Source organism: Massilia sp. CCM 8734, assembly GCF_011682155.1.
Lineage (GTDB): Bacteria > Pseudomonadota > Gammaproteobacteria > Burkholderiales > Burkholderiaceae_D > Telluria_A > Telluria_A rubra.
Map to the genome: position 1 here is coordinate 22,819 of NZ_WHJI01000051.1, position 22,406 is coordinate 45,224.

General features: G+C 64.0%; 21 protein-coding genes, 1 tRNA gene and 1 pseudogene. 13 read left to right on the forward strand and 10 right to left on the reverse strand.

The genetic code is table 11. The features are described 5' to 3' along the window. Positions 1 to 109: 109 nt before the first annotated feature. Both murI and F2P46_RS31190 read left to right on the forward strand, forming a co-directional pair. A pseudogene (gene murI, locus F2P46_RS38000) lies at positions 110 to 787 on the forward strand (glutamate racemase); the annotation flags it as partial. 446 nt (positions 788 to 1,233) lie between these two features. Continuing rightward, positions 1,234 to 1,309 (forward strand) — tRNA-His (locus F2P46_RS31190). Between the two features lie 249 nt (positions 1,310 to 1,558). On the opposite strand, the gene F2P46_RS37180 is transcribed toward F2P46_RS31190, so the two are convergent. Then, positions 1,559 to 1,744, reverse strand: coding sequence for a hypothetical protein (locus F2P46_RS37180; RefSeq protein WP_208296842.1), 186 nt, complete (start codon positions 1,742 to 1,744; stop codon positions 1,559 to 1,561). Between the two features lie 393 nt (positions 1,745 to 2,137). Between F2P46_RS37180 and F2P46_RS31200 the strand changes: the two genes are divergently transcribed. Further along, positions 2,138 to 3,208, forward strand: coding sequence for an acyltransferase (locus F2P46_RS31200; RefSeq protein ID WP_166897783.1), 1,071 nt, complete (start codon positions 2,138 to 2,140; stop codon positions 3,206 to 3,208). A gap of 32 nt (positions 3,209 to 3,240) precedes the next feature. On the opposite strand, the gene nhaR is transcribed toward F2P46_RS31200, so the two are convergent. After that, positions 3,241 to 4,140 (reverse strand): transcriptional activator NhaR, encoded by a 900-nt coding sequence (nhaR, locus tag F2P46_RS31205; RefSeq protein ID WP_166897786.1) that lies wholly within the window; start codon positions 4,138 to 4,140, stop codon positions 3,241 to 3,243. Between the two features lie 134 nt (positions 4,141 to 4,274). Then, positions 4,275 to 5,516 (reverse strand): glycosyltransferase family 4 protein, encoded by a 1,242-nt coding sequence (locus F2P46_RS31210; RefSeq protein WP_166897789.1) that lies wholly within the window; start codon positions 5,514 to 5,516, stop codon positions 4,275 to 4,277. 149 nt (positions 5,517 to 5,665) lie between these two features. Here F2P46_RS31210 and F2P46_RS31215 point away from each other — a divergent pair, with 149 nt between their 5' ends. From F2P46_RS31215 to F2P46_RS31230, 4 genes are all read left to right on the forward strand, one after another. Next, positions 5,666 to 6,112 carry a hypothetical protein gene (locus tag F2P46_RS31215; RefSeq protein WP_166897790.1) on the forward strand — a complete coding sequence of 149 codons (447 nt, stop codon included), beginning with the start codon at positions 5,666 to 5,668 and terminating at the stop codon, positions 6,110 to 6,112. After that, the gene (locus F2P46_RS31220) at positions 6,102 to 6,860 is read left to right on the forward strand and encodes a hypothetical protein (protein ID WP_166897792.1); all 759 of its coding nucleotides are present in this window, start codon (positions 6,102 to 6,104) and stop codon (positions 6,858 to 6,860) included. Before F2P46_RS31215 ends, F2P46_RS31220 begins: the two co-directional genes overlap by 11 nt. Positions 6,861 to 6,941: 81 nt before the next feature. After that, a complete protein-coding gene (locus F2P46_RS31225) occupies positions 6,942 to 7,163 on the forward strand; it encodes a hypothetical protein (protein WP_166897793.1) in 222 nt (73 codons plus the stop codon). A gap of 203 nt (positions 7,164 to 7,366) precedes the next feature. After that, positions 7,367 to 8,191, forward strand: coding sequence for a DUF4349 domain-containing protein (locus F2P46_RS31230; RefSeq protein ID WP_166897795.1), 825 nt, complete (start codon positions 7,367 to 7,369; stop codon positions 8,189 to 8,191). On the opposite strand, the gene F2P46_RS31235 is transcribed toward F2P46_RS31230, so the two are convergent. Then, on the reverse strand, positions 8,176 to 8,514 hold the full coding sequence (locus F2P46_RS31235; RefSeq protein WP_166897796.1) for an antibiotic biosynthesis monooxygenase: 339 nt from the start codon (positions 8,512 to 8,514) through the stop codon (positions 8,176 to 8,178). The two genes, F2P46_RS31230 and F2P46_RS31235, sit on opposite strands and share 16 nt — an antisense overlap. Before the next feature lie 83 nt (positions 8,515 to 8,597). On the opposite strand from F2P46_RS31235, the gene soxR reads away from it, so the two are divergent. Together soxR and F2P46_RS31245 are read left to right on the forward strand one after the other, a co-directional pair. After that, the gene (gene soxR / locus F2P46_RS31240) at positions 8,598 to 9,095 is read left to right on the forward strand and encodes a redox-sensitive transcriptional activator SoxR (protein ID WP_166897798.1); all 498 of its coding nucleotides are present in this window, start codon (positions 8,598 to 8,600) and stop codon (positions 9,093 to 9,095) included. A gap of 185 nt (positions 9,096 to 9,280) precedes the next feature. Further along, positions 9,281 to 11,344, forward strand: coding sequence for an acyltransferase family protein (locus tag F2P46_RS31245; RefSeq protein WP_166897800.1), 2,064 nt, complete (start codon positions 9,281 to 9,283; stop codon positions 11,342 to 11,344). A gap of 24 nt (positions 11,345 to 11,368) precedes the next feature. Here F2P46_RS31245 and F2P46_RS31250 read toward each other — a convergent pair whose 3' ends face one another. The 6 genes from F2P46_RS31250 to F2P46_RS31275 form a co-directional block, all read right to left on the reverse strand. Then, positions 11,369 to 12,592, reverse strand: a complete 1,224-nt coding sequence (locus F2P46_RS31250) for an MFS transporter (RefSeq protein ID WP_166897803.1) — start codon at positions 12,590 to 12,592, stop codon at positions 11,369 to 11,371. Positions 12,593 to 12,845: 253 nt separating this feature from the next. Beyond that, a complete protein-coding gene (locus F2P46_RS31255; protein WP_166897805.1) occupies positions 12,846 to 13,187 on the reverse strand; it encodes an energy transducer TonB in 342 nt (113 codons plus the stop codon). A gap of 108 nt (positions 13,188 to 13,295) precedes the next feature. Then, positions 13,296 to 15,044, reverse strand: a complete 1,749-nt coding sequence (locus F2P46_RS31260; RefSeq protein WP_229509529.1) for a methyl-accepting chemotaxis protein — start codon at positions 15,042 to 15,044, stop codon at positions 13,296 to 13,298. Positions 15,045 to 15,488: 444 nt separating this feature from the next. Next, the gene (dusA, locus tag F2P46_RS31265; protein WP_267875902.1) at positions 15,489 to 16,487 is read right to left on the reverse strand and encodes a tRNA dihydrouridine(20/20a) synthase DusA; all 999 of its coding nucleotides are present in this window, start codon (positions 16,485 to 16,487) and stop codon (positions 15,489 to 15,491) included. 231 nt (positions 16,488 to 16,718) lie between these two features. Beyond that, complete coding sequence (locus tag F2P46_RS31270) at positions 16,719 to 17,159, reverse strand: hypothetical protein (RefSeq protein WP_166897808.1); 441 nt, start codon at positions 17,157 to 17,159, stop codon at positions 16,719 to 16,721. A 23-nt stretch (positions 17,160 to 17,182) separates the two neighbouring features. After that, positions 17,183 to 18,043: an RHS repeat domain-containing protein gene (locus F2P46_RS31275; RefSeq protein WP_166897810.1), complete on the reverse strand. Its 861-nt coding sequence runs from the start codon at positions 18,041 to 18,043 to the stop codon at positions 17,183 to 17,185. Between the two features lie 291 nt (positions 18,044 to 18,334). On the opposite strand from F2P46_RS31275, the gene F2P46_RS31280 reads away from it, so the two are divergent. The 4 genes from F2P46_RS31280 to F2P46_RS31295 form a co-directional block, all read left to right on the forward strand. Then, complete coding sequence (locus F2P46_RS31280; RefSeq protein ID WP_166897813.1) at positions 18,335 to 19,195, forward strand: flagellin; 861 nt, start codon at positions 18,335 to 18,337, stop codon at positions 19,193 to 19,195. 227 nt (positions 19,196 to 19,422) lie between these two features. Continuing rightward, positions 19,423 to 20,283: a flagellin gene (locus tag F2P46_RS31285; protein ID WP_166897816.1), complete on the forward strand. Its 861-nt coding sequence runs from the start codon at positions 19,423 to 19,425 to the stop codon at positions 20,281 to 20,283. Positions 20,284 to 20,507: 224 nt separating this feature from the next. Beyond that, positions 20,508 to 21,365 carry a flagellin gene (locus tag F2P46_RS31290; RefSeq protein ID WP_166897819.1) on the forward strand — a complete coding sequence of 286 codons (858 nt, stop codon included), beginning with the start codon at positions 20,508 to 20,510 and terminating at the stop codon, positions 21,363 to 21,365. 223 nt (positions 21,366 to 21,588) lie between these two features. Further along, a partial coding sequence (locus F2P46_RS31295; RefSeq protein WP_166897822.1) for a flagellin occupies positions 21,589 to 22,406 on the forward strand: 818 nt, incomplete at its 3' end.

The window sequence follows — 22,406 nt, forward strand, 5'->3', positions numbered from 1 at the left end:
CGTCCCCATGGTGGCTAGCGTGTCGCCTAGCGCGTCGCCTAGCGCGCCTGCTACAGCGTCGGCTAGCGCGTCGCGTAGCGCGTCGCGTAGCGCGTCGCGTAGCGCGCCGATCGGTGTGTTCGATTCCGGCGTGGGTGGCTTGTCGGTCCTGCGCCATATTCGCGCGCAGCTGCCGCATGAGCATTTGCTGTACTTCGCCGATTCCGGTTTTGCGCCATATGGCGACAAGCCCGAAAGCGTGCTGGTCGAGCGCTCGCTGGCGGTAGCCGGTTTCCTGATCGCCAACGGCGCCAAGGCGCTGGTGGTGGCGTGCAATACGGCGACGGTGGCCGCCATCAAGGTATTGCGCGCGCACTATCCCGACATGCCCATCGTCGGGGTGGAACCGGGGCTCAAGCCAGCGGCGGCGGCCTCGCGCAACGGCAAGGTGGGCGTGCTGGCGACCAGCGTGACCGTTGCCGGCGCCAAGTTCCTGCTGCTGCGCGACCAGATCAGCGCGGCGAGCCACGCGCAGTTTTTGCTGCAAGGCTGTCCGGGGCTGGTCGACCAGATCGAGCTGGGCGACCTGGGTTCGCCCGCTATCCGCGCGCTGCTGGAGCGCTATGCGACGCCGCTGCTGGACCAGGGCGCCGATACGCTGGTGCTCGGCTGCACGCACTACCCGTTCGTGCTGGCGATGCTGGGCGAGGTGATTGCACAGGCAACCTCGCGCGAGATCGTGCTGATCGACACGGGCGATGCGGTGGCGCGCCACCTGGCGCGCTTGCTGGGGACTGCGGGATTGCTCAATCCGGGCGTCGAGACGTCCGGCGTGGCAGCGTCCGATGTGGATGCGTCCGGCGTGGATACGTCCGGCGTGGATGCGTCCGGCGTGGTCGCGTCTGATGTGGATGCGTCCGGCGTGGATGCGTGCGGCGTGGAAGCGTCCAATTTGGAGGCGCATGGCAACGTGGCCAGTGCCGGTGCCAGTGCCAGTGCCATCCTGCCGGCAGTGGGCGAGTCCGGGACTGCGGGGCTGGCGCCATCGTCCGCCACGCTGCAAAGCTTTACCAGCGCCGGGGCACCCGCGCTGTCGCGGGCGTTTGCCAACCTGCTGGGCATCGCCCCGCCCGTTCGTGAAGTGCTGATTTGAAAATATTTAGCATTCCACGCATTTTGATTTGCCAGTTCGCTCAGATGTTTGTATAATCTTTTCCTGTTCAGGAAGCATCTGAACAAAATGCAGATTCGATGGTGGCTGTAGCTCAGTTGGTAGAGTCCAGGATTGTGATTCCTGTTGTCGTGGGTTCGAGCCCCATCAGCCACCCCATCGTTTGCATCGCAAGTCAAGCATATAGCCCAACCATCGTGTTGGGCTTTTTGTTGTCCGCGTCACACTCCCGCGCCATCTATCCGCAGCCCGTTCGGTTATGACGGCGCGCGCTGGATCGCCGGAAGCAGTTGGCCGGAAATCGACCGGAGCCGAGGACGACGAAATCCATCAACACCAAGGCCAGGCGCCGATGGCTGGCCTTTTTCAGGCATGTTCCGGTGGCCGCGGCGCAAAACAAGGGCCGGCCTACTTTGCGATTTCCATGGATTCCACTGTGTCGAAAATATGCGCCAGCGCGCTTTCCATGGCGCCGGCAGTAGCGTCGCCGCTCTGGTTGGTGATGATGAAGACCCCAAGCTGATATTTAGGAACGACGTAGGCGTAGCTTTGCGCGCGTGGCACGCCGCCATGGTGTACATAATGCGTGCCCAACTGGCGATTGGTGCCGATGTTCTAGAAATAGCCAATACTGAAGTCGTCCTGGAAGCGTACCAGCGGCTTGTGCGATTCGACGACCGCCGGATTGGCACCCAATTGCAGGCGCAGGTACTTCGCCATATCCGGCATAGTCGACTTCAGATTGCCGGCTGCCCCCCCAAGGCAGCTGTGGCATCGGTGTTGTTATAACGGAATTGTCGCTGTGGTAGCCGGGCGCTAGCCGGACGGTATCCGTGGATGTGATTCTCAGCTTGGTATCTTGCATGCCGGCTTCGCGCGCGACGAATCGCGCGATCAGCCGGCAGGCGGACAAGCCGCAACGCGCGCCACGAATCATTTGTCGTATCAATAACCATGTGGTAACTTGATTGATTGATCGACAACAACATGGCGACAACCATCATGAACAACCCCACCAGGCATATCCCTTACCTTGACGGGTGGCGCGGGTTGGCAATCATCGCCGTACTGATTTCGCACTTCAAATCGACGCAAGAACTTTCCTGGCTCGGTGAGTTCGGCGTACAACTGTTCTTCGTGCTGTCGGGCTTTTTGATGGGCAACCTTTTGTTCATCAAAAAGGTGCCGCTGAAAGATTTTTTCGTGCGCAGACTGAGCCGGGTGTTCCCGACCTTCTGGCTGTTCGTCATCGCGATGGCGATCTACGCGGCCTTTATGCAGCCGGTGCGCTTTGTGGTGCCGCAGGGCGAATTGATCGCCACCCTCGCGTTTTTGCGTAATTACTTCCCCGCCGATATCAGCATCTGGGCGCGTACCTGGCCGATCGGACATTTGTGGTCGCTCAGCGTGGAAGAGCATAGCTACCTGTTCCTGGCGGCGGGCGCCCTGCTGGCCAGCGGCCTGCGGCACCGCTTCGCCGGCGCCGCATTCCTGCTGGTCAGCACCGGCGCCATCCTGGCGATCAACGCGTATTACCCTGCCCACCCGCCAGCGGGCGCGACTCCGTGGTTCCTGCGCAGCGAGTCGGCCGCCATCGGCCTGATCGCGGCGGCGGCCTATCGGGTGACGGCGGCCGCCACCCAGGCGCCATGGCTGCGCCAGACATCCCCCTGGCTGCCGGTCCTGACCCTGGTGGTCGCGATCGCGTGCTACTCGACTTATGCGCACAAGGAACTGCAATACACGCTCGCGCCCCTGTGCCTGGCGTACTCGATCAACCATCTGGAACGCACTCCACTGATCATCCGGCAACTGCTGGCAGGCACGGTGTTGCAGTGGTTCGGGGTCTGTTCGTTTTCGCTGTACCTGTGGCAGCAACCGTTTTACTACGCCGTGGGCGCCGGCGCGATCTCGCACCTTGCCGGCTTGCTGGGCGCGATCAGCCTTGGCGCGCTGTCGTTCTATCTCTTCGAAAACCCCGTGCGCCTGTATTTGAACCGCAAGTGGGCCGAGCGGCACGCGCGGCGCGCAGTCACGTCGGACACCACTGCCGTGTAAGCGCGCTTTTACACAAACAACTAAGCGAACAATCAAGCAAACAATTCGCGCCGCGCCCGCTGGCTGATCGCCAGGGTCGCCGGGTGGCTCATGCGGCGCTCGGTAGTGATCGCATACACCTGCTCGACCAGTCCCGGCACCGTGCCCAGTTCCACCACCGCATACTGCTCGCATACCTGGCGCGCGATCACGGCCGGCGCGAAAAACGCGCCGGCGCCCGACTGGCCGAAGGCTTTCATCATCGCGCTGTCGTCAAACTCGCCGACGATGCGCGGGCGCAGCTGTTGGTTGGCCAGCCATTGCAGCAGCTTGTGGTGGATCGCGAAGTCCTCGCCGGGCAGCAGCAAGGGCGCGCGGTCGAGGCAGGCCGGAAACGTACCTGTCAAGGTGGCCGCCAGCGCCGCCGTCGCAAACACGCTCAAGCCGCTTTCGCCGAGCATGTGGTTGTATCCTTTGACGCTCAGGTGCGGTGGCATCGGACGGTCGGCGATGATCAGGTCGAGCCGGTGCACCGCGAGGTCGGCCAGCAGGCTGGCCAGGCGGCCCTCGCGGCAGATCAGGCGCAAGGGCTCGGCCAGGCTGAGCGCAGGCTCGACCAGCCGGCAGGCGATCAGCTTGGACACCGAATCGGCGCATCCCACCCGAAATGCCAGCGCGGTCTTGAGCGACTGGTCGCGCACGATGTCGAGCAGTTCGTCGCCGGTGTTGAAGATGGTTTCGGCGTAACTGAGGATGCGCCGGCCGGTATCGGTCAGCTCCAGGTTGCGCCCGGAGCGGCGAAACAGTTCCACGCCGAGCGTGCTGGCAAACTCGGTCAATTGCCCGGAAATCGACTGCGGCGTCAGGTGCAGTTGCTCGGCTGCGCGGGCGATGCTGCCGGTCTTGCCAACCATCCAGAAATAGCGCAAGTGCTTGAAGTTGAGATTGGACATGCGGGCCGCTCCTGGCGATTGCTCGAATTGTTCGAATTGTTCGATCGATCAGCCAAGTATATGCGTTTCGCGCGATGGATCACGGGACCCGGCCGAGGCCTGCCCTGCCCTGACAGGCCGGGCCGGGCCGGGCCTTACAGCGTGGCCGCGTCGATCAGGCGGCGGTAGCCGGCGATGCCCTCCTCCACCGCATACCCCGCCTTGATCGATTCCACGGCCCGTGCCCGCATGGGCATCCAGCGCTCGCGCTCGCGCAAGGCGCGGCTGACGGTAGCGGCAATCGCCGCCGTATCGAAAAAATCGACCAGCAAGCCATTCTCGCCGTCGCGGATCACTTCCGTCACCGGCGCCGTGTCCGAGCCGATCACCAGGCAGCCGCAGGCCATCGCTTCGAGCATCGACCACGACAGCACAAATGGATACGTCAGGTACACATGCGCGGCCGATACCTGCAGCAGCTCGCGGTAGCGCGCGAACGGAATGCGGTCGAGAAAATGCACGCGACTGGCATCGATGGCGACCTCGGCCAGCATTTTCTCGCGCCAGTTGGCAGCGCCGGCCGGCCGCGCGCCGTAGCTCACGCTGTCCCCGCCGGCCAGCACGATGTCGCAGCCGGGATTGTCGGCCAGGATGGCCGGCAGCGCGCGCATAAAGGTATGAAAGCCGCGGTACGGTTCCAGGTTGCGCGACACATAAGTCACCACCGGGTCGCCCGGACGCAGCACTTTTCCGTTCGGCAGGGTGAAGGAGGCGGCGGGATTCGGGCACAGGTAGGCGGTGTCGATGCCCTCGTGTATCAGTGCGATCTTGTCCTGGTAGGGCTTGGGGTGCAGGCTTTTTTGCCAGCGGGTGGGGGCGACCGCGATGTCGCACGCTTCCAGGTTAAGCAGTTGCAGCGCATTCTTGGCGCGCACCCGCGCCCGGTCGTCGATGTTGCTGGGAAACTCCGGGTCGAAACCGACGTCGGCATGGTCCGTGTGATAGTAGAACTCGGAAAAATGCACCAGCCGCGCATCGGGAAACGCCTCGCGTACGAACATGGTGTCGCCCCAGCCCGGATGGGCGACGATGACGTCCGGCACAAAGCCCTTTTCTTTCAATGCCAGCAGCACGCGCAGGCAAGCCTGGCCATGCAGGATGCCAGACTCGAACGGGCGCGCATAGTGGTGCGTTTCCTTGGCATGGACCCGGTGCAGCTTGTAAGTCAGGGTGCGCACGTCCGGCAGGCCGGGGCAGCCTTCCTTGCCGATCGCCAGCACCTCGTAGGCCGGGTCGCGCGCCAAGTGGGCGGCAATCCGCTTGAACTGGCCGGGGAAGTTTTGATGGACGAACAGAACGCGCCGCGCGCGGGTTGGCTGAGCTGGTGTGGATGTCATTATCGCGTCCTGCGGCACGGTTGGTCCGCAATGACCGGGTTGCTAAGGAGTGAACATCTTACCAGAATGGCAAGAAGGAAAAATCTCGGATTCTCATGCTTGCTCTAAAATAGCGCCAGCGCACTTCACTACGATAAAGGCACACAAGCATGAGTTACGACCTGATGGTTTTCGCAGCGGAAGCCGCTCCCAAAAAACGCGAGCCCTTCCTCATGTGGCATGAAGAACAAACCGAACTGGGCGAAGACCATTCCTACGCCGACCCGGCCGTCACCACGCCGGCATTGCAGGCGTTCTACGCCGACATCGTCCAGGCCTTCCCGGCCATGCCGCTCGACGAACGCGAGGACGAAGACGAGGAGGAGGAGGAGGAGGAGGAGGAGGAGGAAGACGAGGACATGACCGACACCGACTACACCATCGGCAAGGCGTTCATCTATATGAGCTTTCCGTGGAGTCAGATCGACGACGCGCACGCCACCGTGACCCGCCTCGCCGGCCAGCATGGCGTGGGCTTTTTCGATGTCAGCTCCGATATCGCCGAAACCTGGCTGCCGGACGGCAAAGGCGGCCTGTACCTCGCCCATGCCGACTGAGCTTGCAGCGCCACTGAGCTTGCAACACCTTGGCGGCGGGTCCGTCATATCCGGCATCTGCTGGCCGCATCAGGCCACGGTCGGTCACATCACGGTGGCGAGCGGGCGCGTCGCCGGATATTTTCCGGCCGACCGGGGCGACGACGCCATCGTCGACTGCGTGCTGGTGGCGGCCGGCAAATACCGCAACGGCGCCGCGCGCCAGTGGTGCCGCACGCACCAAACCTATTGGGGCGTGAAGGCGGACCTGGCCGCACTGGCCGACAGCGGCGAGCAACGTTGCGCGCACCATCTGGAAAAGATGGGCTACGCGCTGCACCCGCCCATGATCGACCTGGCGGCCTGCGCCAGGGTAAGCCTGGCCGGCGCGCCCGACGGCGCCATCGCGCTTACCCGCGTGGCGGCCGGCGCAACCTCGCCCATCGCAACGCGCTGCGCGGCAGTGGCGCTGCGCACCAGCGCCACGCACGCGCTGTTTCCCGGCACCGACATCGTGCAGATCAACATTACCCCGCCCGCCCTGCTGGCGTACAGCACGGCACGCGCGGCCGGCCTGCAGCTTGGCTGTGTTCGCTGTGCGCGCTGCGGCCATCCGCACCTGGACCTGGGCAGCTTTGCGCAAAAGCCACACCGGCGCCACTACTGCGGCCACTGCGGCAGCGACAGCACCCACAGCCCGGCGCCCATGATTTCCTCCCCTCTGCATGCACTCAGTATCAAGTTCGACGGCCTGCTGACGATAATGTAAATACCCGCGTTCGGTACGCGCATACTCAGCATGCATTTTCTCGGCGTGCTATAAATGCAATACAGTAACCAGGAGAACAACATGGACGATGCAGACCGCCGTCACGAAGACCGTCGCCAGGACATTGAAACCGCAGCGCAATTGCACGAAGCGATTGCCTTGCAGCGCGCTTTCGGCAGCGACGCCGCCCAGCGCTTCCTCAAGCTGCGCGGCATCGGCGATGAAATTTCGCAAAACGCACTGATCGAAAGTTACGACCGCCGTCAGGCGGCGCGCCGCCTGCGCGAGGCTGCGGTCAGCTAGCCTGCCCGCAGGCGAACACCACACCAGTATCCCGCCAGTCCCCGCCCGGCGGCTGCTGCCAGCACGCCGGGCAGCGCCTGGGCGCAGGCGGGCCAGGCGGTGACGGCCGCGCGCGGCCATCACCGTCGCGCCAGCCTGCACCCATTGCCCACAGGCACGTGCATGATGTTACTATTCCCTCAACATCCATTCGCGCCCCTCCTATGAAAATTCTGTCCGGCATCGTTGTCGCCCTCTTCCTGTGCGCCTGTTCGCAAAAAATGGAGGTCGCCGCCGGCGGCGCCGCGCCACAGGCTGTCGAAACCATATTGGCGGAGGCGCCCGAACCGCCAGGAAGCCGGCGCTACATCGCCACGCGTCACAAACTGCTGCTCGAAGCGCCCGAAGCCGAGCTGCACAAGCACTTCGAGGCGATCCAGGCGGCCTGCCTCAAGCTCGCCTGCGTGGTGCTCAACGCCGATCAGTCGCAGGCACGCCTGCGCAGCCCGGCCAATGCCACCCTCAGCGCCCGCATCCCCCCGCAAGCGTTCGACAGCTTTCTCAAGACCATGCTTGAGCACGGAAAGCTGCTGCAACATGAACGCGACAGCGAAGACCTGACCGCCCAGGTGATCGATGTGGAGGCAAAAATCGCCAACCTCACGGCGCTCAAGGCGCGCATCCTCGACCTGCTGGCCAAGCGCACGGGCAACCTGAAGGAAGTGCTCGAAGCCGAAAAGCAGTTATCGGAAACTCAATCCGAACTCGACAGCATCAGCGGCCAGCGCAAGGCGCTGGCCAGCCAGACCGAAATGACGCGGGTCGAACTGAACCTGGTAGCCGAATCGCTGCATGCCGAACAAAGCTGGGTCGCGCCGGTAGCACAGGCGATCAAGGAATCCGGCCATGTGCTCACGTCGAGCCTGGGCGTCCTGATCACCGTGGTCGTTGCCGTCTTACCGTGGTTGCTGGTGTTGATCCCCCTGTTCCTGTGCTTGCGCAAGCTGTACCGCGCACGCAAGGCGCGCCGCGCTCAAGCGGCGATGTAAAACCCCCGGTCCGAGCGCACGCCAAGGCGCTCGAGCACCTGGCCAGGCGCCACGCCCTGCCCGGCAAAATGCCGCTGCACGATTTCCTGGGCCACCGCCATCGCGCCGGCCGTCTTCCATTCGACCATGGTCACCACATTAAATTCCCCGGTGCCGCCAAATTGCGTCAATAAATGCTTCTGGCGCCAGCCGGGCAGGCGCTCGAACATGGCGTCAATCTCGCGCATCTGCGTCACAAAGGCCGCCAGCGAGGCCGCCGGCACGACATATTTATCGATGCGAAATACCCCGTCGGACGGGTTCCTGGGTGTGTTCCTTGCCATCTGAAATTCTCCTTTAGAATGCTTGCCTGGGCAGTGAAAGCCAGTCTAAAACATCAAGTTAAGTTGAGGTCAAGGAGTCTTCGATGGCAGAGCAACATCCGGTACGCGAAGCCCATCCGAGCTTGTCGGTGGGCGAGGTCGCGCGGCGCAGCGGGGTGGCCGTGTCAACCCTGCATTTTTACGAAACGCGCGGCCTGATCGCCAGCACGCGCAGCGCCGGCAACCAGCGCCGCTACACGCGCGACGTGCTGCGCCGCATCGCCTTCATTCGCGTGGCCCAGCGCGTGGGCGTGAGCCTGGCCGAGATCGAGGCCGCGCTGGCCACCCTCGGCAGCGGCGCGCCCAGCCGCGACGACTGGGCACGCCTGTCGGCCGCCTGGCGCCACGACCTCGACCAGCGCATGGCGCAGCTGAAAAAACTGCGCGACACGCTCGACGATTGCATCGGCTGCGGCTGCCTGTCGCTGGAGCGCTGCTCGTTGCGCAATCCGCAGGACAAGCTGGCCGGCAAGGGGCCGGGGCCGCACCGGCTCTGGATCGGCACGCCGGCGCGCGAGGACGACGACGACCGGCAAGGGTAAAGGCAAGGATCAAGGTACGCAAGGCAGGCGCGATTTGACGCCGGCCAGCACGCCGCCACGAAGCGGGAACACCGCGACGGGCGCGCGGTCGAATGACGAAGTATGGACAATGTCGACAACGCTTGTATGCGTACTGCATCGAACTGGTCTGCGCGTGTTGCCGGCATTGTCTTTTATCCAATCATTTGCACCGGGCGGCTGTCATTCCATCCAACAATCATAGCGCGCACGCGGGCGCCCTTGCCTACCGGCCCGATATCGATGGCATGCGCGCGCTGGCGGTGATCGCCGTGATCGCGTTCCATGCCTGGCCGACCTGGTTTGCCGGCGGTTTCGTGGGCGTCGATATCTTCTTCGTCATCTCGGGCTTCCTGATCACCTCGATCCTCCTGTCCCAGCTGGAAAAGGGCAAGTTCAGCATCGCCGATTTCTACGTGCGCCGCATCCGCCGCATTTTCCCGGCCCTGACCGTGGTCATGCCCGCCACCCTCGCCTTCGGCTGGGTGACCCTGCTGCAAGGCGAGTTCCAGCAGATCGGCAAGCACGCCGTGGCCGGCACCACCTTCGTGTCGAACCTGGTGCTGTGGAACGAGGCCGGCTACTTCGACAACGACGGCATCACCAAGCCCTTCCTGCACCTGTGGTCGCTCGCAGTCGAGGAACAGTTCTACATCCTGTGGCCGCTGATCCTGTGGCTGGTATTTTCGCGCAAGCTGCGCTTTTTGTGGGTCGCCGGCATGATCTTCGTGATCTCCATGAGCGCCAACGTGCTGCTGGTGGCCGGCCATCCGGTGGCGGCCTTCTTTTCGCCGCTCACGCGCTTCTGGGAACTGATGGCCGGCGGCGTGGTCGCGTATCTGAACCTGCACCACGCGCAGCGCTTCGCACGGCATGGCACGGCGCTGTCGCTGGGCGGCGCGGTGCTGCTGGGGCTGGCGTTCTGGCTGACCGACGAGCAGTCGCTGTTTCCCGGCTGGTGGGCCATGTTGCCGGTCGGCGGCGCCTGCCTGCTGATTTTGGCCGGCAAGGATGCCGTGCTCAATCGCCTGGTGCTGGGACGGCGCTTGCCCGTCGCGATCGGCTTGATCAGTTATCCCCTGTATCTGTGGCACTGGCCGTTGCTGTCCTACAGCCATATTGTCCATGGCCAGAAGCCGCCGATGCCAGTCAAGCTGGCGCTGATCGGCGCCGGCTTCGTGCTCGCCTGGCTCACTTACCGCCTGGTCGACATCCCGCTGCGCGAACGGCGCGACCGTACGCGCGTGACCTGGTCGCTTGGCCTGGGCATGGTCGCCATCGCCGTGTCCGGCCTGGCGATCAGCACCAGCATGCTGCGCCAACGCATCGACACGCATGGCGCCGAGCCCTTCCTGGCGGCCCTGAACGACAGCCAGTACCCCGGTCCGACCCTGGCGCCGCTGCGCTACGACGGCGTGCTGTTCCAGAAAGCGGCCAGCCGCGGACCCGGCCTGACCGTGTTCCTGGGCGACTCCGTGATGCAGCAGTACGGCCCGCGCATCGAGCACGCGGTGGCGACCGATCCGGCGCGCTTGAGCTCGGTAATTTTCGCCACCGCCGGCGGCTGTCCGCCGATCGAGCACACGGTGCGCCTGCCGCAGATCCGCTTCCCGCTGTGTCCCAAGACGGTGAAAGCGGCTTACGCGCTGGCCAACAGCGCGCAGGTCGATACGGTGGTGCTGGGCGCGGCCTGGTACGGCTACTTCAACGCCGGCCAGCGCGAACTGCTGGTCGACAAAGACGGCGTGCAAAAAGCCTTCCCGGCGGCTGATGCGCAAGAGCTGGCGTATGCGTCGCTGCGCGCGAGCCTGGCCACCTTGCGCAAGAACGGCAAGCGCGTGTTCCTGGTGCTGCAGCCGCCGGCCGGCAGCGCCTACGATCCGCAATCGATGGTCACCGGCTCGCGTTTCGGCACCATCGTCCCGGTGCCGAAGGTGCCCGCGTTCAACCTGGCCGAGTATCGCCAGCGCAACGCGGCGCCGCTGGCGCGCCTGACCGCGATTGCCGCCGACACCGGCGCCATCGTCATCGAACCGGCCCAATTCATGTGCAAGGACCAGCTGTGCCCGGTGCTCGACGAGAGCGGCGCGCCGCTGTACACCGACACCATCCACATGCGCCCGGCCTACAGCCGGCGCGCTGCCAGCTTCCTCGACCCGACCATGCTGCGCGGGCCGGCGCCGGCCACGGCGAAGCCGACCGCGCTGATCAATTCGCCGCCGGCGCTGTGACGGCGCCGCCCTGCCCGCCCTTGCTTATGGCCCGGCGCGCAGGCTGGCTGCGCCCGCACCGGCCATCTGCACGCGCCAGCCGCGCAGGCGCCAGGCGGCCCAGGCCGACAATAGCGCGCCCAGCAGCAGGATCAGGCGCGTATCGAGCAGGGTCAGCACCGAGCCGACCAGGGCCATGACGATATTGGCCAGGCAGAACGTGGTCGACAGCAAGCCCATCACCGCGCCCTGCCCCAGCGCGCCGAAGCGCTCCGCGCACCAGCCCGGCACGATGGCGTTATAGAACGCGTTCGGAATCCCGAACAGCACGATCGCCACCAGTCCCAGCCACACATGGCCGAGCGCCACCGCCGCAATCGCCGTGGCGCAGGCGAACGCGCTCCACGCGGCCCGTTGCAAGGGGGCGAAACGGCTCGGCCGGCCGGCGAACACGGCGGTGCAGGTCATCACCGCGCACAGGGCGGCCGTGACCCAGGCGATGCCGGGCGCGCCGTAGCCGGGATACTCCACCAGCCACAAGGGATAGAACTCGTAAAAAGCGGTCACGCCGCAGGTATAGGCGAACTGGACGATGAACAGCTTGCGCAGGTCGGCGTGGCGCAGCAAGTGAAACGCGTGCTGGTGGCGCGCCACATGCCACCACGAGGTGGTGGCCAGCGAAGGCGCCTCGCGCGGCAGCACCAGCGCCACCAGCGCGGTGGTCATGACCAGGGCGCCGGCCGCGATCCAGAACGGCACTGTGATGCCCCACACCACTGTGGCGCCGGCCAGCAGCGGCCCGGCCAGCCAGCCAAGGTAAAACGCGCCGTTCAGCCACGACATGGCGCGCACGCGCAGGTCGCCTTCGAGGCGGTCGGCCAGCATGGCGCGCACGACGGCGCCATTACCTTCCAACAAGCCGGTACCAAAGCGCGCCACGATAAACAGCGGATACGATTCGAGCAGCAGCGCGAACGCCGTGAGCATGTGGCCGAGGGCGGCGCCGATGGTGGTCAGCATCAGCAGCGGGCGGCGGCCGTAACGGTCCGAGAGCGGGCCGAGCAGAGTATTGCCGATCAACAAGCCGAGCGGATTGATGGTCAGGGCCAGGCCGAACAGCATTTTGGGCGGCAGCCCGAGGAAGGAATTGAGACCGTTGCCCACGCCCGAAGCGAACAGCGGGGGCAGGATCGGATACGGCAGCGAGGCGCCGATGGTCGAGAACAGCCCCAGCAGGCAAGCGGCGGCAATAAGAAGTTTGATGTGCATGCGCGGGAACATACATGCGCACTAGCAATAGGTCAACAGCTGGTGTCAGGTCTGACATTCGGACACGAGCTCTGCCATGCGTTTGATGTTTGGTGAATTGATACGCCTCTGGAACGTCGAGGCCGTGTCCGAATGTCAGACCTGACACCGGCGGAATGTCAGACCTGACACCGGCGGGGACACCGGCGGGGACGCTGGCGGGGAGGCGCCCGGCCAGGCCGGCCAGGCCGGCCGGGCGCGCCAGGACGCGCGGCTAGTCGAGTTTCCAGGCGTAGTCGACCTTGGTCCAGGTCTGGGCCGGGGCGCCATCCTTGGTGCCCGGCTTGAACTTGCAGGCGCTGATCGACTTGATCGCGGCCTTGTCGAGATTTTTGAAACCGCTGGTTTTTTCCAGCTTCGATTCGACCACCGAACCGTCCGGAGCGACCAGGAAGGACATCGATACCGTGCCTTGTTCCTCGTTCATCAGCGACGCTTTCGGATACTCGGCCTTGCACTTGGCGGCATCGAAACTGGCCGGCACTTCAGCCGCCGCAGCGGCGCCACACACCAGCAAGCCGGCGAACACACTGGTACAACGCGTAGAGGTCCACATACAATATCCCTAATGTAACGTTCAATCGCGCGTCTGTGTTACGTCGACGCTGACGCTGCGGCTGGCAACCGCACTGCCCGCCCCGTCCTTACCGGCCCGGGATGCGGATCAGAATTCTTCCCATTCGTCGTTGCTGGTCGTGGCGGCCGCCTTTTTCGGCTTGGCGGCGGCGGCCGGGGCCGGACGCTTCAGGGCCGGCTTGGCCACGCGCAGCGCAACTGCCTTGGCCGGACGGGCCGGCGCCGCCGCCGCCGCCATCACGGACGGCGCGGCGACAAGGTGCGTCTCTTCGCCTTCGATCAACTTGAAGATGCTGACCACGTGCGCCAGTTCGCTCGCCTGGTCTTGCAGGCTCTGCGCGGCGGCGGCGGCTTGCTCGACCAGGGCGGCGTTCTGCTGGGTCATGCTGTCCATCTCGATGATCGACATGTTCACTTGCTCGATGCCGGCGCTCTGCTCCTGGCTGGCGTTGGCGATCTCGCCCATGATGTCGGTGACGCGCTTGACGCTGGCGACGACTTCATCCATCGTCACGCCGGCCTGGCCGACCAGCTTGCTGCCGCGCTCGACCTTCTCGACCGAATCGCCGATCAGGGTCTTGATTTCTTTCGCCGCCGCCGCCGAGCGCTGCGCCAGGTTGCGCACTTCGGAGGCCACGACCGCGAAACCGCGGCCCTGTTCGCCGGCACGGGCCGCTTCCACCGCCGCGTTCAGCGCCAAAATATTGGTCTGGAAGGCGATCCCGTCGATCACGCCGATGATGTCGACAATCTTGTTGGCCGAGGCGTTGATCGAGCCCATCGTGTCGACCACTTGCGAGACCACCTCGCCACCCTTGCGGGCCACGTCCGAGGCGCTGGCCGCGAGCTGGTTGGCTTCACGGGCGTTGTCGGCGTTCTGCTTCACGGTCGAGGTCAGTTCTTCCATGGCCGAGGCGGTTTTTTCCAGGGCGCTCGCTTGCATTTCGGTACGCGAGGACAGGTCGATATTGCCGGCCGCGATTTCACGCGAGGCGGTGCCGATGGTTTCCGTGCCGCCGCGCACCTGGCCGACGATATCTTTCAGGCTGTTGCGCATTTCGCGCACTTCCATCAGCAAGCTGCCCTTGTCGGCGTGGCTGGTGTCGATGTGCACCGACAGGTCGCCGTGGGCGATGCTGCTGGCGATCCTGGCGGTGTAGTCCGGTTCGCCGCCGAGCTGCTTGAGCAAGCCGCGGGTGATGAAGACGGCGGCGATGCCGCCCAGCAGGATCGCCACGCCACCCAGGATCAGCATGGTCAGGCGGGCCGCTTCGAAGCCGCTTTCGGCGTCTTTCTGGGCTGCGCTATTGAGCTTGTCTTCGAGGGCGGCGAGTTGTTCCAGCGCATCCATCCATTTTTTCTGGACCGGGCGGATTTCCTTGATCATGACGCGGGTGGCGTCTTCGGCCTTGTCGGCCATCCACAGTTCGGACGCCTTGGCCACGGCCGGCATGGCCAGCGCTTCGTGTTCCTTGATCTGGGCCAGCAAGCTCTTTTCCTCGTTGGATGCGGACTTGGCGAACTTGTCGCTCAGCTTTTTCTGGGCTTCGTCGTAGCGCGCGGTCTGTTCCTTGATGCGCTTCATTTCCGGTTCCATGTCGGCCGAATCGGTCATCAGGGTCAGGATGCGCAAGGACACGATGCGCTCGCTGACATTGGTGCGCATATCGATCACGAGGCGGGTGACCACGTTGTTGACTCCGACCACGTTATCCAGGCGCGTCTGGATCTGGGCCATGCTGATGATGCCGACGATCGTGACGGCGACCAGAAAAGACAGGACCAGGAGAAATCCAAGACCTAAACGGGTGCCGACCTTCATGTTGGATAAATTCATTTCGCGTCTTTTCTATGGAACGATTGATCGGATTAGCTAGGGTAACGGCGGGTACTGTGGGCTGTCTCTGAAGAAACGGTGGCTATCTGCGTTTCATTTAGGATAAATCAAAACAGTGACTGCGCATGCAAAAAAGTTGGTTTGAGAACGAATTGTTTCATCATAACAACAGCATGAACGGCGCTGGCGCTGCTTGGAAAATGGACAAGAGATGCACCGATTATAGAGGACTATTTTGCCTTAGAGCAAGCAAAAATACCTTTACGCAATTGAAATATAGTTTCCTTTATGGAACTATTCAGCGCGGGGGGAGCGCGCAGCGCATGCCAAGTCAAGGCCAGTCATGCGCGGCGGGGGGAAAGGAGGAAAACAGGGCGCGCGTACGGCGCCCGGAGGCGCATCGTTCCCGTGCAAGGCGGAACGATGCGGCGCAGACGCTTGGCATTAGCCTGCGCGGCGCATGCCCGCCGCCGCTTCGAGCAGCAGATGCGGGTCGGCGGCGGCCAGCCGTTTCGGGTCGGACATCACCTGGCGGAAACTGCGCGCCCCGCCCAGCCCGGCCATCAGCCCCAGCATGTGGCGCGTAATGCTGTTGAGCTTCAAGCCGCGCGCCGCGTGCAGGTCGAGCTGCGCCTGGATATACGGAATCATCGCGGCCAGCACTTCTTCGCGCGTCTTGACCGGCGCATCGTCGCCGTAAAAGCGGGCGTCGTACTCGGCCATGACGTAGGGATTGTGATACGCCTCGCGCCCCAGCATCACGCCATCGACATGCTCCAGGTGCAGCGCGATGTCATCGGATGACTTGATGCCGCCGTTGATGATGATTTCCAGGTCCGGAAACTCGCGCTTGAGCTGGTACGCCACCTCGTACTTGAGCGGCGGAATCTCGCGGTTTTCCTTGGGCGACAGACCTTTCAGGATCGCGTTGCGCGCATGCACGATGAACGTCGTGCAGCCGGCGTCGGCAATGGTGCCGACGAAATCGCGCACAAAACCATACTCCTCGTTGCGGTCGATGCCGATGCGGTGCTTGACGGTGACGTCGATGGTGACGGCGTCGCGCATGGATTTCACGCAATCGGCCACCAGTTGCGGTTCGGCCATCAGGCAGGCGCCGAACGCGCCCTTCTGCACCCGCTCCGACGGGCAGCCGCAGTTCAGGTTGATCTCGTCATAGCCCCATTGCTGGCCCAATTTGGCGCTGGTGGCCAGGTCGGCCGGATCGCTGCCGCCCAGTTGCAGCGCCACCGGATGCTCTTCTTCATTGAAGCGCAGGTGCCGTTCGACGTCGCCGTACACCAGCGCACCGGTGGTCACCATCTCGGTGTACAGCCAGGTATGGCGGGTGATTTCGCGATGGAACTTGCGGCAATGGCGGTCGGTCCAGTCCATCATCGGGGCGACAGAGAGCTTCCTGCCCCGGTAATTCGTTGATTTCAAGTGGTTTTACCTGTGATGTCAGCCGTGCTGCCGCGCGGCTGCGGATATGTCAATGGTGCCGGTCAGGGCGGCGCGCGGCCTTTGTGCGTCCGCGCCGGGAACGCGCACGCACAAAGGCCGCGCGCTCGCACCGCAAAGACGCATCATAGCAAACATGGCGCCGCCCGCCGCGGCGGCCGTCGTTTGCGGGCGCCAGCGGCCCCACAGCCGGGCGCGCCCGCCTCCTGCGTCTCAGCGCGCCTGGCACAGCGCCAGGCAGCGGCCCGCTTCGCTTCTGAGGGCGCGCGCATCGTCCGCAGCGGCGGGGTAGTCGGGCAACTGGTCGATCACGCCGGCCAGCACGTTGAGCGCCCCGCCCGCCCGTTCGAGCAAGGCGTCCAGGTCGCCCTGCGCGCCTTGGGCCAGGAACTCGGCCATGGCCTGGTCGAGCTGGGCGGCGTTCTGGAGCGCCGCGCAATACGCCTGCGGCAGCGCGGCCCGTCCCGGGCGCGCCTCGAAGTAGGCCCGCGCCACCGCTTCGCAGCCGGACAGCGAGACCGCCCCGCCCTCCCACGCCGACATCGTCCCGTTCGCCATCCATACGGACAGGACGTGGGCCATGCCTTTCAGGCGCTGGACCGAAAAAATCGCGCGGTGCATGCGTTCAAGCTCATCCGAAGAGATCGATATCATGGTCTGTCCTCCTCTGTTGCACGTTAACCGGGATAGGTGGCCATGCACTCTTTCCAGAGTTCATCGAAGAGCTTGTGATTCTGCGCCGTGCAGATGGCCTTGTCCTTGACCATCGAGCACACCTGGTCGCGCATGATCTCGAAAGTCGAGGTCGCCGCCGCCAGGCAACTCATGCGGGTGGGTAAATTGGTCGGGTAAGGAGCGAAGTCGCCGCCATCCCAGCCGCCGCCCCGGAACGGGCCGCCGCCGCCGTCCGCGCTCCAGCCGCCGCCGTCGTAGGGGCCGCGCCCGCCATCGCCGCCGCCGCCGCACAGACTGAACTCCTGGGGCGAGAAACGGCAATCCCAGCTATGTTTTTCCCAGCCGGCGACGGCGATCAGGGTGTGGTTGAGGGAATCGGCCGCGGCCTTGGCCGGGGCGGCGGCGACGCCGGCCGCGACCTGCGGCGGCGCCCGCCCGGCCAGTGCCGCCGCCGTGTGCCCGGGCGCGCGCGCCGGCGGCGCGACGTGCAGGCGCTGGCCGGCCTCGTTCCCGAGCAAGGCCAGCGCGCCCGCCTGGTACACCGCCCGCTGCACCTGCCCGTCCGATAAGTCGATGCGCTCGAGCCGCTGCTCGTCGTCATAGTAATAGGTGGCAAAGCGGCCATCCGAATGGTGGATGCTGGACAGCCTGCCTTCTGTATAGACGTAATGCGTGCTGTTCTCATCGGCCAGGCGCGCAACGAGGCGCTCGCCATCCATCACCAGCGTTGTTCCGTTGACAAGAACGGCGCGCAAGACCTTGGCGGAGCGCGGCATTGGCTGTGGCGGCTGGGCAATGGCGCATTCGGCCACGCACAACAAGGTGGCGAATAAGACGGATAAGGTCGGCAAGGTGCGGTTCATGATGGGCCCCGGTTGATGAAAGAACAACCATGTTGCGCGTGCCCGGTAGCGCCGGTTTGTCGCGCCTCAAGTGCGTCGCGCATTCGCTAAGTCATTAATTACAAAGGAAAATAGCGTATTTTTGTGATTGTTTCCGCAACCGCCGCCAGGCGCGCCGCGCAGCCCGGACGAGCAGCGTTCAAATTATTTCCGTACGGCACTTAACGACTTCGATGAAACGGTCGTCTTGTACTTGGGAGAGCGCGAAGCAACGCAGCTCCAACGTTCCCACCCGTACACTGGAGTTTGACCATGCTGAGCCTTCACACCAACAACGCCGCCCTGTCCGCACAAAACTCGATCAACCGCACCCAGGGCTCGCTGTCGACCTCGATGACCCGCCTGTCGACCGGCTACCGCATCAATTCGTCGATGGACGACGCCGCCGGCCTGCAGATCGCCACCCGCCTGAAAGCCCAGACCAGCGGCATGGCCGTGGCCATGCGCAACACCCAGAATTCGACCTCGATGCTGCAAACGGCCGAAGGCGCGCTCGACGAAGTGAGCAACATGCTGGTGCGCATGAAAGACCTGGCCACGCAAGCGGCCGATGCCTCCTCGACCGGCGCCGACAAGACCGCCATGCAGTCGGAATACGACGCCCTCGGCACCGAACTGTACAACGTGATGAACAACACCACCTTCGGCGGCGCCAAGCTGCTCGCCGGCGGCACCATCGCTTCGGCCATGACGTTCCAGATCGGTTCGAGCACCAGCGAAAAAATGACCGTCGACATGTCGGCCAGCATGACCACCCTGGGCACGGATGTTCTCGCCACCACCGCCAACTACGCCGCCGTGGCCGTCACCGGCACCGAACTGACCGGCGTTGGCACCGCCTCGACCTCGATCGACAAGCTCTCGACCGCGATCGCCTCGATCGGCACCGTGCGCTCGGCCCTGGGCGCCTCGGCCAACCGCCTCGAACACGTGTACAACAACCTGTCGAACATCAGCACCAACAGCAAGGCCGCCACCGGCCGCATCATGGACGTCGACTTCGCCAGCGAAAGCTCGAAAATGACCACCAGCCAGATGCTGCTGCAAGCCGGCACCGCCATGCTGAAACAGAGCAACAGCATGTCCTCGATGGTCATGTCGCTGCTGCAGTAATCATCGGCCTGCCCGGCCGCAAGCGGGGTCCCCCGACAAGCCAGCCGCTCACCCGGCTGGCTTTTTTACGTCCAGGGGCGGCGCACTGTGATCGGATTGGCAAGGTCGAAATATATTTCCATACGGCACTTAATGATCTGGATCAAAGTGTCGCCTTGTAGTGATGAGAGCGCGACACCGAGCGCGGCTCCGAACAGTTTCCACCCCCAATACCCAGGAGTTTGACCATGCTGAGCCTTCACACCAACAACGCCGCCCTGTCCGCGCAAAACTCGATCAACCGCACCCAGGGCTCGTTGTCGACCTCGATGACCCGCCTGTCGACCGGCTACCGCATCAATTCGTCGATGGACGACGCCGCCGGCCTGCAGATCGCCACCCGCCTGAAAGCCCAGACCAGCGGCATGGCCGTGGCCATGCGCAACACCCAGAATTCGACCTCCATGCTGCAAACGGCCGAAGGCGCGCTCGACGAAGTGAGCAACATGCTGGTGCGCATGAAAGACCTGGCCACGCAAGCGGCCGATGCGTCCTCGACCTCAGCCGACAAAACCGCGATGCAGTCGGAATACGACGCCCTCGGCACCGAACTGAACAACGTTCTGACCAACACCTCCTTCGGCGGCGCCAAGCTGCTCGTGGGCGGCACCATCGCTTCGGCCATGACGTTCCAGATCGGTTCGAGCACCAGCGAAAAAATGACCGTCGATATGTCGGGCAGCATGACCACCCTGGTGGCCGACGTGACCGCTACCACCGCCAACTACGTCGCGCCGAACACGGTCGGCACCGAGCTGACCGCCGTCGGCACCGCCTCGACCACGATCGACAAGCTCTCGACCGCGATCGCCTCGATCGGCACCGTGCGTTCGTCCCTGGGCGCCTCGGCCAACCGCCTCGAACACGTGTACAACAACTTGTCGAACATCAGCACCAACAGCAAGGCCGCCACCGGCCGCATCATGGACGTCGACTTCGCCAGCGAAAGCTCGAAAATGACCACCAGCCAGATGCTGCTGCAAGCCGGCACTGCCATGCTGAAACAGAGCAACAGCATGTCCTCGATGGTTATGTCGCTGCTGCAGTAATCAACGGCATGCCCGGCCGCAAGCCGGGTCCCCGAAAGGCCAGCCGTCCACCCGGCTGGCTTTTTTACGTCCGCGCGCGTCGTAAGGTGATCGGATTGGCAAGGTCGAAATATATTTCCATGCGGCACTTAACGATCTAGATCAAAGTGTCGCCTTGTAGTGATAAGAGCGGCACTGAGCGCGGCTCCGACCAGTTTCCACCCCCAACACCCAGGAGTTTGACCATGCTGAGCCTTCATACCAACAACGCCGCCCTGTCCGCGCAAAATTCGATCAACCGCACCCAGGGTTCGTTGTCGACCTCGATGACCCGCCTGTCGACCGGCTACCGCATCAATTCCTCGATGGACGACGCGGCCGGCCTGCAGATCGCCACCCGCCTGAAAGCCCAGACCAGCGGCATGGCCGTGGCCATGCGCAACACCCAGAATTCGACCTCGATGCTGCAAACGGCCGAAGGCGCGCTCGACGAAGTGAGCAACATGCTGGTACGCATGAAAGACCTGGCCACCCAAGCGGCCGACGCTTCCTCGACCTCGGCCGACAAAACCGCGATGCAGTCGGAATACGACGCCCTCGGCACCGAACTGAACAACGTTCTGACCAATACCTCCTTCGGCGGCGCCAAGCTGCTCGTCGGCGGCACCATCGCCTCGGCCATGACGTTCCAGATCGGTTCGAGCACCAGCGAAAAAATGACCGTCGACATGTCGGGCAGCATGGGTACCCTGGTCACCGACGTCGGCCTGACCACCGCCAACTACGCCGCGCCGAACACGGTCGGCGTCGAACTGACCGGCGGCGGCGCCTCGGCCACCATCGACAAGCTCTCGACCGCGATCGCCTCGATCGGCGCCGTGCGTTCGTCCCTGGGCGCCTCGGCCAACCGCCTGGAACACGTCTACAACAACCTGTCGAACATCAGCACCAACAGCAAGGCCGCCACCGGGCGCATCATGGACGTCGACTTCGCCAGCGAAAGCTCGAAAATGACCACCAGCCAGATGCTGCTGCAAGCCGGCACTGCCATGCTGAAACAGAGCAACAGCATGTCCTCGATGGTCATGTCGCTGCTGCAGTAATCAACGGCATGCCCGGCCGCAAGCCGGGTCCCCGAAAGGCCAGCCGTCCACCCGGCTGGCTTTTTTACGTCCGCGCGCGCCATAAGGTGATCGGATTGGCAAGGTCGAAATATATTTCCATGTGGCACTTAATGATCTATATCAAAGTGTCGCCTTGTAGTGATAAGAGCGGCACCAGCGCGGCTCCGACCAGTTTCCACCCCCAACATCCAGGAGTTTGACCATGCTGAGCCTTCACACCAACAACGCCGCCCTGTCCGCGCAAAACTCGATCAACCGCACCCAGGGTTCGTTGTCGACCTCGATGACCCGCCTGTCGACCGGCTACCGCATCAATTCGTCGATGGACGACGCTGCCGGCCTGCAGATCGCCACCCGCCTGAAAGCCCAGACCAGCGGCATGGCCGTGGCCATGCGCAACACCCAGAACTCGACCTCGATGCTGCAAACGGCCGAAGGCGCGCTCGATGAAGTGAGCAACATGCTGGTGCGCATGAAAGACCTGGCCACGCAAGCGGCCGATGCCTCCTCGACCGGCGCCGACAAGACCGCCATGCAGTCGGAATACGACGCCCTCGGCACCGAACTGAACAACGTTTTGAAAAACACTTCCTTCGGCGGCGCCAAGCTGCTCGTGGGCGGCACCATCGCCTCGGCCATGACGTTCCAGATCGGTTCGAGCACCAGCGAAAAAATGACCGTCGACATGTCGGCCAGCATGACCACCCTGGTGGCCGACGTGACCGCCACCACCGCCAACTACGTCACTCCGAACACGGTCGGCACCGAGCTGACCGCCGTCGGCACCGCCTCGACCACGATCGACAAGCTCTCGACCGCGATCGCCTCGATCGGCACCGTGCGTTCGTCCCTGGGCGCCTCGGCCAACCGCCTGGAACATGTGTACAACAACTTGTCGAACATCAGCACCAACAGCAAGGCCGCCACCGGCCGCATCATGGACGTCGACTTCGCCAGCGAAAGCTCGAAGATGACCACCAGCCAGATGCTGCTGCAAGCCGGCACCGCCATGCTGAAACA

Bases quoted from the DNA above. Each gene is read 5' to 3' on its own strand.
- F2P46_RS31200 (WP_166897783.1), top strand. From the start codon at position 2,138: ATGGCGACAACCATCATGAACAACCCCACCAGGCATATCCCTTACCTT.
- nhaR (WP_166897786.1), bottom strand. From the start codon at position 4,140: ATGTCCAATCTCAACTTCAAGCACTTGCGCTATTTCTGGATGGTTGGC.
- F2P46_RS31210 (WP_166897789.1), bottom strand. From the start codon at position 5,516: ATGACATCCACACCAGCTCAGCCAACCCGCGCGCGGCGCGTTCTGTTC.
- F2P46_RS31215 (WP_166897790.1), top strand. From the start codon at position 5,666: ATGAGTTACGACCTGATGGTTTTCGCAGCGGAAGCCGCTCCCAAAAAA.
- F2P46_RS31220 (WP_166897792.1), top strand. From the start codon at position 6,102: ATGCCGACTGAGCTTGCAGCGCCACTGAGCTTGCAACACCTTGGCGGC.
- F2P46_RS31225 (WP_166897793.1), top strand. From the start codon at position 6,942: ATGGACGATGCAGACCGCCGTCACGAAGACCGTCGCCAGGACATTGAA.
- F2P46_RS31230 (WP_166897795.1), top strand. From the start codon at position 7,367: ATGAAAATTCTGTCCGGCATCGTTGTCGCCCTCTTCCTGTGCGCCTGT.
- F2P46_RS31235 (WP_166897796.1), bottom strand. From the start codon at position 8,514: ATGGCAAGGAACACACCCAGGAACCCGTCCGACGGGGTATTTCGCATC.
- soxR (WP_166897798.1), top strand. From the start codon at position 8,598: ATGGCAGAGCAACATCCGGTACGCGAAGCCCATCCGAGCTTGTCGGTG.
- F2P46_RS31250 (WP_166897803.1), bottom strand. From the start codon at position 12,592: ATGCACATCAAACTTCTTATTGCCGCCGCTTGCCTGCTGGGGCTGTTC.
- F2P46_RS31255 (WP_166897805.1), bottom strand. From the start codon at position 13,187: ATGTGGACCTCTACGCGTTGTACCAGTGTGTTCGCCGGCTTGCTGGTG.
- F2P46_RS31260 (WP_229509529.1), bottom strand. From the start codon at position 15,044: ATGAATTTATCCAACATGAAGGTCGGCACCCGTTTAGGTCTTGGATTT.
- F2P46_RS31270 (WP_166897808.1), bottom strand. From the start codon at position 17,159: ATGATATCGATCTCTTCGGATGAGCTTGAACGCATGCACCGCGCGATT.
- F2P46_RS31275 (WP_166897810.1), bottom strand. From the start codon at position 18,043: ATGAACCGCACCTTGCCGACCTTATCCGTCTTATTCGCCACCTTGTTG.
- F2P46_RS31280 (WP_166897813.1), top strand. From the start codon at position 18,335: ATGCTGAGCCTTCACACCAACAACGCCGCCCTGTCCGCACAAAACTCG.
- F2P46_RS31285 (WP_166897816.1), top strand. From the start codon at position 19,423: ATGCTGAGCCTTCACACCAACAACGCCGCCCTGTCCGCGCAAAACTCG.
- F2P46_RS31290 (WP_166897819.1), top strand. From the start codon at position 20,508: ATGCTGAGCCTTCATACCAACAACGCCGCCCTGTCCGCGCAAAATTCG.